The organism is Actinophytocola sp. (assembly GCF_035942955.1).
Lineage (GTDB): Bacteria > Actinomycetota > Actinomycetes > Mycobacteriales > Pseudonocardiaceae > DASYTH01.
Genome location: NZ_DASZCQ010000125.1, coordinates 1 through 12,696, shown reverse-complemented (window position 1 = coordinate 12,696; position 12,696 = coordinate 1). Strand labels below are relative to the sequence as shown.

Annotated in this window: 6 protein-coding genes; all 6 read left to right on the top strand. The window is 68.8% G+C overall.

The features are described 5' to 3' along the window. A partial coding sequence (locus VGX25_RS12275; RefSeq protein WP_326917797.1) for a glycoside hydrolase family 9 protein occupies positions 1–2,495 on the top strand: 2,495 nt, incomplete at its 5' end. Positions 2,496–2,511: 16 nt separating this feature from the next. Then, positions 2,512–4,071: a cellulase family glycosylhydrolase gene (locus VGX25_RS12270; protein ID WP_326917796.1), complete on the top strand. Its 1,560-nt coding sequence runs from the start codon at positions 2,512–2,514 to the stop codon at positions 4,069–4,071. Between the two features lie 9 nt (positions 4,072–4,080). Continuing rightward, entirely contained in the window at positions 4,081–5,940 is a 1,860-nt protein-coding gene (locus VGX25_RS12265; protein WP_326917795.1) for a cellulose binding domain-containing protein, read from the top strand. A 102-nt stretch (positions 5,941–6,042) separates the two neighbouring features. Further along, positions 6,043–8,778, top strand: a complete 2,736-nt coding sequence (locus tag VGX25_RS12260; RefSeq protein WP_326917794.1) for a cellulose binding domain-containing protein — start codon at positions 6,043–6,045, stop codon at positions 8,776–8,778. Positions 8,779–8,869: 91 nt separating this feature from the next. After that, positions 8,870–10,549, top strand: a complete 1,680-nt coding sequence (locus VGX25_RS12255) for an endo-1,4-beta-xylanase (RefSeq protein ID WP_326917792.1) — start codon at positions 8,870–8,872, stop codon at positions 10,547–10,549. Positions 10,550–10,786: 237 nt separating this feature from the next. After that, positions 10,787–12,355 (top strand): heme peroxidase family protein, encoded by a 1,569-nt coding sequence (locus VGX25_RS12250; protein ID WP_326917791.1) that lies wholly within the window; start codon positions 10,787–10,789, stop codon positions 12,353–12,355. Positions 12,356–12,696: the final 341 nt, after the last annotated feature.

Here is a 12,696-nt window from a genome sequence, read left to right as displayed (position 1 = left end):
CCCCCCCCCCCCCCCACGCCGCGGTGTTCAACTACGCCGAGGCGTTGCAGAAGTCCATCTGGTTCTACGAGGCGCAGCAGGCCGGGCCGAAGCCCTCGTGGAGCCGGGTGAGCTGGCGCGGCGACTCCGCGATGTCCGACGGCGGGTCCACGGTGGACCTGCGGGGCGGCTGGTTCGACGCGGGCGACCACGTGAAGTTCGGCTTCCCGATGGCCGCCTCGGCCACCATGCTGGCCTGGGGCGCGATCGAGTACCGCTCGGCGTACAGCCAGGCGGGCCAGCTCACCCACCTGCTGAACAACCTGCGGTTCGTCAACGACTACTTCATCAAGGCGCATCCCTCGGCCAACGTCCTTTACGGACAGGTCGGCAACGGCGGGCAGGACCACGCCTGGTGGGGCCCGGCCGAGGCGATGCCGATGGCCCGGCCGGCGTACCGGATCGACGCGACGTGCGGCGGCTCGGACCTGGCCGGGGAGACCGCGGCGGCCATGGCGGCCAGCTCGATGGTGTTCCGCCAGACCGATCCGACCTACGCGAACACCCTGGTCTCGCATGCCAGGCAGCTCTACACGTTCGCCGACTCCGTGCGGCGCAAGTACTCCGAGTGCATCACCGACGCCAGCGGGTTCTACAACTCGTGGAGCGGGTTCCAGGATGAGCTGGTGTGGGGCGCGGTCTGGCTGCACCGGGCCACCGGTGAGGCCGCGTACCTGGCCAAGGCGGAGGCCGAGTACGACCGGCTGCCGACCGAGCAGGGCACCGGGTTCCGGCCGTACAAGTGGACGATCGCCTGGGACGACAAGTCGTTCGGCACGTACATCCTGCTGGCCAGGCTCACCGGCAAGCAGAAGTACATCGACGACGCCAACCGGTGGCTGGACTTCTGGACCGTCGGCGTCAACGGCCAGCGGGTCCGCTACTCCCCGGGCGGGCAGGCGGTGCTGGACCGGTGGGGCTCGCTGCGCTACGCGGCCAACACCGCGTTCGCCGCGTTCGTGTACAGCGACTGGCTCACCGACGCCACCCGCAAGCAGCGCTACCACGACTTCGCCGTCCGGCAGATCAACTACGCGCTCGGCGAGAACCCGCGCAACTCGTCCTATGTGGTCGGTTTCGGCGCCAACCCACCGCGCAACCCGCACCACCGCACGGCGCACGGCTCCTGGTCGGACAACATCGCCGAACCGGTGAACAGCCGGCACATCCTCTACGGCGCGCTGGTCGGCGGGCCGCCCGATCCCAACGACGCCTACACCGACAGCCGGCAGGACTTCGTGATGAACGAGGTGGCCACCGACTACAACGCGGCGTTCACCGGCGCGCTGGCGCGGATGTACGCCGAGTTCGGCGGCACGCCGCTGGCGAACTTCCCGGTGGCCGAGACGCCGGACGGCCCGGAGATCTACCTCGCGGCCTCGGTCAACGCCACCGGCAGCAACTTCACCGAGATCAAGACCATGGTGTTCAACCGGTCCGCGTGGCCGGCCCGGATCCTGTCCAACGGCTCGTTCCGCTACTACTTCACGCTGGACGGGGGCACGACACCGAGCCAGATCACGCTGACCGCGAACTTCAACCAGTGCTCGCCGCCGACCGGGCCGACCCAGTTCTCGGGCAACGTCTACTACGTCACGGTCAGCTGTGCCGGGCAGGCGATCAGCCCGGCCGGTCAGTCCCCGCACCGCAGGGAGATCCAGTTCCGGATCGCGAGCACAGGCGCCTGGGACCCGACCAACGACTGGTCCTATCAGGACGTCGCCAAGACGCCCGGCGCCACCCCGGTGACCGTGCAGAACATGGAGCTGTTCGCCGGCAGCACCAGGATCTGGGGTAACCCGCCGGGGGAGGGGCCGCCTCCGGTCGACGACACCACGCCGCCCACGCAGCCCGGCGCCCCGGTGCTGGACGGCCTCACGTGCACCTCGGCGACGATCTCCTGGCCGGCGGCGACCGACTCCGGCGGCAGCGGGCTCGCCGGATACGAGGTCTACCGGGTGGTCGGGGCGCCGGGCCCGGGCGTGCTGATCGGGCAGACGGCGACCAACCGGATCACGCTGACCGGGCTCACCCCGTCGACGATCTACCAGGTCTACGTGCGGGCCAGGGACGGCGCCGGCAACCCGTCGGCCAACTCGGCCACGCTGTCGTTCACCACGCCGGCCTGCGCGACCACGGCCTGCCAGGTGACCTACCAGGCCACCAACTGGGGCACCGGGTCGGACGGGTTCACCGCCAGCATCACGATCCTCAACACCGGCACCACGACCGTCCCGAGTGGATGGACGTTGGCCTTCGCCTACATCGCCGGGCAGCGCGTCGCGGCCGGCTGGAACGCGACCTGGGCCCAGCCGTCGGGCAGCGGCAACGTGTCCGCGACCGGCAGCCAGCCGATACCGCCGAACGGCTCGGTGAACATCGGGTTCAACGGCACGCACACCGGAACGAACCCGGCGCCGGCCGGCTTCACCCTCAACGGCCAACCCTGCAGCTAGCGAGGAGATCCCTGCCATGAAACGACGTAACGCACTGGTGGCCATGCTGCCCGCGCTGCTTCTGCTGGTGCTGGTGCCGTTGTTCAGCGCCACCCAGCCGGCGGCCGCGGCGGGCGCCGGGTACTGGCACACCAACGGCCGGCAGCTGCTGGACGCGAACAACCAGCCGGTGCGGATGACGGGGATCAACTGGTTCGGCCTCGAGACGGCGAACTACACCCCGCACGGGCTCTGGGCGCGCGGCTACCGGGACATGCTCGACCAGATGAAGAGCCTGAAGTACAACACGCTTCGGCTGCCGTTCTCCAACCAGCTCTTCGATGCCGGCAGCACGCCGAACAGCATCCGGTTCGACCTCAACCCGGACCTGCAGGGGCTGTCCGGGGTGCAGATCATGGACCGGATCATCGAGTACGCCGGCCAGATCGGCATGAAGGTCGTGCTGGACCGGCACCGGCCAGACTCCGGCGCGCAGTCCGCGCTGTGGTACACCAGCCAGTACCCGGAGAGCCGGTGGATCAGCGACTGGCAGATGCTGGCCCGGCGGTACAACGGCAACACCACGGTGATCGGCGCCGACCTGCACAACGAGCCGCACGGCATCCAGGGCGGCGGCGGGTCAACGTGGGGCACCGGCAGCATGACCACCGACTGGCGGCTGGCCGCCGAGCGGGCCGGCAACGCGATCCTCGCGATCAACCCGAACTGGCTGATCATCGTGGAGGGTATCGACAACTTCAACAACGACGGCTACTGGTGGGGCGGGAACCTGCAGGGCGCGGCGCAGTTCCCGGTCCGGCTCAACGTGGCCAACCGGCTGGTCTACTCGGCACACGACTACGCCACCTCGGTTTTCCCGCAGCCGTGGTTCGACGATCCCAGCTTCCCCAACAACATGCCGGCGATCTGGGACCGGATGTGGGGCTACCTGCACAAGAACAACGTCGCGCCGGTGCTGCTCGGCGAGTTCGGCACGACGCTGCGCGATCCGCGGGACCGGGTCTGGCTGACGAACCTGATGGCCTACACCGGAACCGGGGTGGGCGGGATCAGCTTCACGTTCTGGTCGTGGAACCCCAACTCCGGTGACACCGGCGGGATCCTCAACGACGACTGGACCACGGTCAACCAGGACAAGCAGAACATCCTCAACCCGTACCTGCTCGGCACCGACATCCAGCCGACGAGCTCGACCAGGACCACGACCACGACCACGACGACCACCACGACGACGACCCCACCGCCGCCGACCTCTTGCCGGGTCACCTGGGGCGGCAACGACTGGGGCAGCGGGATGTCCATGAACCTGGCGGTCACCAACGGCGGAACGGCGGCGATCAACGGCTGGACGCTGGCGTTCACGTTCGGCGGCAACCAGCGGATCACCAACGGCTGGGGCGCCATCTGGGACCAGCCGGCCGGCAGCGGCAGCGTCACCGCCAGGAACCTCGACTACAACCGCACGATAGCCGCGGGCGCCACGCTCACCGGCCTCGGATTCAACGCCACCTACAGCGGCTCCAACGCCCGGCCGGCGAGCATCACGCTCAACGGCGCGGCGTGCCAGTTCGCGTAGGGGTCGACAGTGGACGGTACACGAGCAAAGGCGCTCGTCGCCGGGCTGGCCGCGGTATTGATCGCGGTGACCATGCCGGTGGTCGCCGCTGCGCCGGCCGCGGCCGGTCCGGTGTTCGTCACGAGGAACGGCGCCGGTTTCGACCTCGGCGGGCAGCCGTTCCGGTTCGGCGGCACCAACAACTACTACCTGCACTACAAGTCGCAGCTCATGGTCGACGACGTGTTCAGCGACGCGGTCACCATGAACCTCAAGGTGATCCGGGCCTGGACGTCGCTGGAGTGCGGTGGTGACAAGCCGAACTCGGCCGGCGGTTGCTCAGGGGGCTCCGACGTGTGGACGCAGCGGTGGAGCAACGCGCTGGGCCGGCCGGAGATCAACACCGGCCCGAACGGGTTGCAGAAGCTGGACTACATGCTGGCAAGGGCGAACGCGCTCGGCGTCAAGCTGATCCTGCCGTTCGTCAACAACTGGCGGGACTTCGGCGGCATGGACCAGTACGTCACCTGGTACGGCCTGCAGTTCCACGACCAGTTCTACACCGACGCCCGGATCAAGCAGAACTACAAGGACTGGATCGCGGCGATCGTCAACCGCACCAACACGATCACCGGCGTGCCGTACAAGAACGACCCGGCGGTCTTCTCCTGGGAGCTCGGCAACGAGCCGCGGTGCATCAACGCCAGCCTGCCCACCTCGGGCACCTGCACCGCGGACACGCTGGTCGGCTGGGCGGACGAGATGTCCACCTACATCAAGAGCCTGGACCCCAACCACATGGTGTCGGTGGGTGACGAGGGCTTCCACCCCGGCATCGGCGGCACCCCGGGCAGCTGGCCGTACAACGTCACCGACGGCGTCGACCACGCCCGGCTGACCGCGCTGCCGAACATCGACTTCGGCACCTACCACCTGTACCCGCAGGCCTGGGGCCAGTCCCCGGCGCAGGACTGGGGCACCGGGTGGATCAACGACCACAACGCGGCCGGCGCCACGCTCGGCAAGCCCGAGGTGCTCGAGGAGTTCGGCACCTCCGATCAGTCCACACGGGACGCCACGTACACCGCGTGGACCAACGCGGTCCGGGCCAACGGCGGGGACGGGTGGATGTTCTGGATCCTCACCGGGATCCAGGACGACGGCCAGCTCTACCCGGACTTCGACGGCTTTCGGGTCGTCACCCCGTCGGCGACGGCGACGCTGCTGTCCACCGCGGCGCAGCAGCTCGGCGGCGGGGGCGGCGACAACACGCCGCCGACGCCGCCAGGCACGCCGAGCGTCAGCAACGTGACGTCGACCGCGGCGAGCCTGTCGTGGGCGGCGTCGACCGACACCGGCGGCAGCGGCCTTGCCGGCTACACCGTCTTCCGCGAGCAGGGCGCCAGCGATTCGGTTCTCGCCCAGCCCACCACGAATTCGGCGACGCTGACCGGATTGTCGCCGAATACCGCGTACCAGGTGTACGTGCGGGCCCGGGACGGCGCCGGAAATCTTTCCACGCCCTCGGCGGCGGTGTCGTTCACGACATTGCCCGGCAGCGGGACGTGCCGGGTCGGTTACCAGGCGAGCAATTGGGGCGGCTCGAATGGGTTCACCGGGAATGTGACGATCACGAACACCGGGTCGAGCACGCTGTCCGGGTGGACCCTGGCGTTCAGCTTCGCGGCCGGTCAGCGGGTGAGCCAGGGCTGGAACGCCACCTGGACGCAGGCCGCCGGCAGCGCGGAGGTCACCGCGACGCCGCTGGACTGGAATAGAAACCTCGCGCCGAACGCGTCCGTCGGAATTGGGTTCAACGGTACGCATAGCGGACAGAATCCGGCGCCGGTGGTGTTTACCATCAATGGCAACCCGTGTGACCCCGCGTAGGGAGGTGGGCCGACCAGAATACTTCACACGTTGTCCGTAATTATCCACGGGCATCGTACTTAACGTGGATCAGCAGCAATCCACAAACGGAGGGCCGACCTGATGAGGAAGCTAGCCCATGCGCTGGCCGGGATGGTCGTCGCCGGTGCGGTTGTCGTGGCCGTCCAGGGGGCGGCCCAGACCGCGCCGGCGGCGACCGACATCGGCATCGCCGCGCCCGAGCAGCAATATACGTGGCGCAACGTGCAGATCGCCGGCGGCGGTTTCGTGCCCGGCATCGTCTTCAATCCCACCGAGCGCAACCTGATCTACGCGCGCACCGACATCGGCGGCGCCTACCGCTGGAACGAGAGCACCCAGCGCTGGGTCCCGCTGCTCGACTGGGCGGGCTGGAGCAACTGGGGCTACAACGGCGTGCACAGCATCGCCACCGACCCGGTGCAGACCAACCGGGTCTACGCGGCGGTCGGCATGTACACCAACAGCTGGGATCCCAATAACGGAGCCATCCTGCGCTCCACCAACAAGGGTGACAGCTGGCAGATCACGACGCTTCCGTTCAAGCTGGGCGGCAACATGCCCGGCCGGGGCATGGGCGAGCGGCTCGCGGTCGACCCGAACCGGAACAGCACCGTCTACTTCGGAGCGCCCAACGGCAACGGGTTGTGGCGCAGCACCGACTTCGGCGCCACCTGGGCGCGCGTCACCAGCTTCCCCAACGCCGGCAACTGGGCGCAGGACCCGGCCGACCCGAACGGCTACCTGTCCCACCAGCCGGGTGTGGTGTGGGTGACCTTCGACCCGCGCACCGGCACGGCGGGCAACACCACGCAGACCATCTACGTCGGCGTCGCCGACCTGAACAACACGGTCTACCGGTCCACCAACGGCGGTTCCACCTGGGAGCGCGTGGCGGGCCAGCCGACCGGTTTCATGGCGCAGCAGGGTGAGCTGGATCCGGTCAACGGCTACCTGTTCATCACGACCAGCAACAACGGCGGCCCGTACGACGGCACCAACGGTCAGGTGTGGCGCTACGCCACCGCGACCGGGGCGTGGACCAACGTCACCCCGCCGCCGCCGCTCGGCAACACCGCGCCCTACTACGGGCACGCCGGGCTCAGCCTCGACCGGCAGCGGCCCGGCACGCTCATGGTCACCGGCTACAGCTCGTGGTGGCCGGACACCTGGATCTTCCGCAGCACCGACAGCGGGGCGACCTGGCAGCGGCTCTGGGACGTGCCGAGCTACCCGACCCGCGCCAACCGCTACACGATGGACATCACCGCGGTGCCATGGCTGAACTTCGGTCCCAACACCAACCCGGCGCCGCCGGAGGTCTCGCCGAAGCTGGGCTGGATGACCCAGGCGCTGGAGATCGACCCGTTCAACTCCAACCGGTTCATGTACGGCACCGGCGCCACCATCTACGGCAGCACCAACCTGACCACGTTCGACACCGGCGGCACCGTGACGATCCGGCCGATGGTCGCGGGTCTCGAGGAGACCGCGGTGCTCGACCTGATCAGCCCGCCGTCCGGCGCGCCGCTGATCTCCGGGCTCGGTGACGTCGGCGGGTTCCGGCACAACAACCTGGACGCCGTGCCGGCGCGGACGTTCGTCTCGCCGTACTTCACCACGACGTCCAGCCTCGACTACGCCGAGACCAACCCGAGCGTGATGGTGCGGGCCGGCAACTTCGCCGATGCCGACCGGCCCAACGACAGCCACGTGGCGTTCTCCACCGACGGCGGCGCGAACTGGTTCCAGGGCAGCGAACCGGGTGGCATCAACGAGGGCGGCACGGTGGCCGCGGCCGCGGACGGCAGCCGGTTCGTCTGGGCGCCGCGCAACCAGACCCCGGTCTTCTCCGTCGGGTTCGGCAACTCGTGGACCCAGGCCCAGGGCCTGCCCACCAACTCGATCGTCGAGTCGGACCGGGTCAACCCCAACAAGTTCTATGGGTTCGACGGCGGCCGGTTCTACGTCAGCACCAACGGCGGGCAGAGCTTCACCGCCACCGTGCAGACCGGGCTGCCGAGCACCGCGAAGTTCAAGGCGGTCCCCGGCCGGGAGGGCGACATCTGGCTGGCCGGTGACACCGGCCTGTTCCACTCGACCAACTCCGGCACGAGCTTCACCCGGGTGTCCACCGTGACCTCCGCCCGCAACATCGGCTTCGGCCGGGCGGCGCCGAACCAGACCTACCCGGCGCTCTACGCGGTGGCCACTGTGGACGGTGTGGAGGGCGTGTTCCGCTCGGACAACGCCGCCGCGGCCTGGGTGCGGATCAACGACAACGCGCACCAGTACGGGAACATGGGCGAGGCCATCACCGGCGACCCCCGGATCTACGGGCGGGTGTACCTCGGCACCAACGGCCGCGGCGTGCTCTACGCCGACCCGTCCGGCCAGCCGCCCACCACCACGACGACCACGACCACGAGCACCACCACCACCACCACCACGACAACGACGACAACGACCACGACGACGACCACGCCGCCGCCGGGCGCCGGATGCCGGGTGACCTACCGGGTCGACCAGTGGCCGGGCGGCTTCAACGGCAACGTCACGATTGCCAACACGGGCAGCACCGCGATCAATGGGTGGACGCTGGCGTTCACCTTCCCGAGTAGCCAACGAATCACCAACGGATGGAGTGCGAACTGGAACCAGCCAGCCGGTAGCGCCAATGTGACGGCGACCAATGTGGACTTCAACAGGACGATCTCGGCCGGCACCTCGGTCCAGATCGGGTTCAGCGGCACGTGGGCCGGCAGCAACCCACCGCCAACGAGTTTCACCGTGAACAACACCCAGTGCACAACCGGTTAGGGATGGCTGCTCATGACCCGTCCGCTCGAGTTCGGCGCTCGAGCGGACGGGCAAAGCCATCTCTCTCCTCAAGAACAGATTAGGTGGCTTCATGAGAAGGAAATTGCTCGCTGCGGCAATTTGCGCGTTGCTCAGCATGCTCGGTCTCGTCGTTCTCTCGGGCCCCGCGCAGGCCGACCCCCTCCGTAACCACGCCGGCAGCCGGTTCATCGGCTACGCGCTCGGCCTCGAAGCGCAGGGCAGCGACGCGATGTACCGCACCGTCGGCGCCCGCGAGTTCAACATCGTCACCGCCGAGAACGCGATGAAGTGGGAGTCCACCGAGCCGAACCCGAACCAGTTCACCTTCGGTGGCGCCGACCAGGTCGTGGCCGCGGCGCAGGCCAACAACCAGCAGATCCACGGCCACACGCTGGTGTGGCACAGCCAGACCCCCGGCTGGGTGCAGGGCCTTTCGGGCACGGCCATGTTGAACGCCATGAACAACCACATCACCACGGTGGTCAACCGCTACGAGAACAGCGTCCGGTCGTGGGACGTGGTCAACGAGGCGCTGAACGAGGACGGCTCGCTGCGGCAGTCGTTCTGGCTCAACAACTCCGGCGTCGGTGAGCAGTACATCGACCGGGCGTTCCAGGCTGCCAACGCCGCCGACCCGGACGCCGAGCTGTGCATCAACGACTTCAACACCGACGGCATGGGCGCCAAGAGCAACGGCATGTTCGCCCTGGTGCAACGGCTGCTCCAGCGCGGCGTGCCGATCGACTGCGTCGGCTTCCAGGGCCACCTGGCCATCCAGTTCAGCTTCCCCAGCCAGGTTCAGGCGAACTTCCAGCGGTTCGCCAACCTCGGTCTGAACGTGAAGATCACCGAACTGGACGTGCGCATGCCGAACCCGGAGGACGCCACCAAGCGCAACACGCAGGCCACCTACTTCCGTCAGATGGTCCAGGCGTGCCTGGGCGTCGGCGCACGGTGCAACCAGATCACGTTCTGGGGCTTCACCGACAAGTTCTCCTGGGTGCCGGGCACCTTCCCCAACGAGTGCTGCGCCCTGCTGTACGACAACAACTACAATCCGAAGCCGGCGTACACCGCGGTCCATGACGCATTGGGTCCCGGTGGCGGCGGCGACACCACACCCCCGACGACGCCCGGCACACCGACGGTCTCCGGGGTGACGTCGAACAGCGCCAGCCTGTCCTGGACGGCGTCGACCGACACCGGCGGCAGCGGGCTCGCCGGGTACAACGTCTACCGGCGGCAGGGCACGACGGACACGTTGCTCACCCAGACGACGACGAACTCGGCGGCGTTGACCAACCTGACGCCGGCAACCCAGTACACGGTCGTCGTGCGGGCCCGGGACGGCGCCGGCAACCTGTCCAACCCGTCGGGGACGGCCACGTTCACCACCCAGGAAGGTGGCGGTGGCACCGGCCCCTGCCAGGTGGCCTACAGCGCCAACAACTGGGGCACGGGTTCCGACGGGTTCACCGCCAACCTGACGATCACCAACACCGGCACGGCGGCGGTCAACGGCTGGACGCTTGCGTTCAGCTTCGCCTCCGGCCAGCGGGTGAGCCAGGGTTGGAACGCCACCTGGACCCAGGCGGCGGGTAGCGCCAACGTCACCGCCACCCCGGTGGACTGGAACCGCACCATCAACCCGAACACCTCGGTCGGGATCGGGTTCAACGGCACCCACACCGGGTCCAACCCGGAGCCGACCGCGTTCACGCTCAACGGCGCCGCCTGCACGGTGGTCTAACAAAATACGCCGCCAAATACGGCTCTCATTCATATTCGACGAGAGCCGTATTTGGCGTGTCTCAATGCGCCTTGACGGCTCTCCACTAGTGGAAACTGGTATCTAGCGCACCCATAAGTCCGGTTGATGCGATAGCCGGGTGATCCACACAATTGACTGGTTCCAAATTTCCGGTCACCCCTCATGTCGACGAGGAGGTCGGCACTGATGTCCACAACCGGCAAAACTGAGAATGCATTGAGCCGCCGAGGTTTCCTGGCCGGACTGACGGCGAGCGCCGGCGCGGTGGCGCTGGCCCCCGCCGAGGCCTTGGCGAATGTCATCACCGATGCCGCCGGCGGCCTGGCCACCAGCCCCGACCGGTTCGGCAGGATCTTCGCGCTGCCGGGCTTCGCCGACTTCAACGCGTCCGGTCTGCGTCCGGCGCTGATGGCGATGGGGCAGCGCGGCGGGGTCATCGACGCCAGGGACCCGCTGGAGGTGGGGCCGGTCCGGCTGATCACCGAACCGGGGCTGTCCCCGAACAACCTGGACAACCCCGCGCACACCGCGGGCATGACGTTCCTCGGCCAGTTCATCGACCACGACGTGACCTTCGACCAGACCTCGCCGCTCGGCGTGGTGACCGCGCCGGAGAACTCGCCGAACACCCGGACCCCGGCGCTGGACCTCGACTCGGTCTACGGTCGCGGGCCGGCCGTCGACCCGCAGCTCTACAACTCGGCCGACCGGGACAAGTTCCGGGTGGACAGCGGCGGCCTGTTCGAGGACCTGCCGCGGCAGTCGAACGGCACGGCGATCATCGCCGACCCGCGCAACGACGAGAACCTGATGATCGCCGGCATGCACGCGGCGTTCCTGCTGTTCCACAACCGCGTGGTCGACCGCCTGCGCGGGCAGGGGCAGACCAACGTGTTCGCCGCCGCGCAGCAGCTGGTCCGCTGGCACTACCAGTGGATCGTCGTGCACCAGTTCCTGCCGGCGATGATCGGCCAGGCGGTGGTCGACGACATCCTGCGCAACGGCCGGCGAATCTACCGCCCGGCGGCCGGCCAGCAGTTCATCCCGGTCGAGTTCCAGGGCGCCTGCTACCGGTTCGGGCACAGCATGGTCCGGCCCTCCTACCGGGCCAACCTCCAGGGCGACCCCGGCGGCAACCCGGCGACCGGCGCCCCGGCCTTCTTCGGGTTCATCTTCGACCCGGCCGGCGAGGGCCAGGCCGACCCGGTCGACCTGCGCGGCGGCGCGCGGGCCCGGCGCCGGTTCATCGGCTGGCAGACGTTCTTCGACTTCGGCGGGGACCAGACCCAGCACGTCCGCAACGCCAAGCGGATCGACACCAAGATCTCCACCCCGCTGTTCAACCTGCCGCTGGCGGCGATCCCCAGCCGGGACGCGCCGACCTCGCTGGCGCAACGCAACCTCCTGCGCCACATCACCTGGTCGATCCCCAGCGGCCAGGCCATCGCCCAGGCGATGGGCATCCAGCCGCTGTGGGCGCAAAACTTCCCGGAGCTGCAGCAGTTCGCGCACGGCCTGCCGAGCAGCACCCCGCTGTGGTACTACATCCTCAAGGAGGCCGAGCTCCTTGCCGGCGGCCAGCGGCTGGCCGGGGTCGGCGCCAGGATCGTGGGCGAGGTCTTCATCGGGCTGCTGCAGCTCGACCCCACGTCGTACCTGGCCACCAACCCGAACTGGCGGCCGACCCTGCCGCGCCGCGACCCGAACCAGCCGGTCGGCAGCGACTTCACCATGACCGACCTGCTCACGTTCGCCCGGGTCGACCCGACGAGCCGGGGTCAGTAGCACGGAGGAACGGGGCGGCCCGCCCGGCTGGGGCGTGGCCGGGCGGGCCGCCCATGGTGCGCGCGGTGCGGCGTGGCGCGGTGCGGGCGTGGCGCGCGCGGTGCGGGCCTTGGGTTTGCTTCGGCCGGGTGGAAAGTGTGCGGCGGCGCGCATTGTGTGGCGCCGCCTCTCACTGTCAAGGGCGCCTTCGGCGTCGCTCCGCGATCGCGGGGCGGGGTGGGGTGGTTGGTGGGTTTGCCGCAATCGCTGCGCGACCGCGGCGGTGGTCGGTGGGTTCGCAGTGGCGGGGGCCGCGGCCCTTGACAGTGAGCCTCGGGCGGCACCAGGGCGCGCCCATCGGG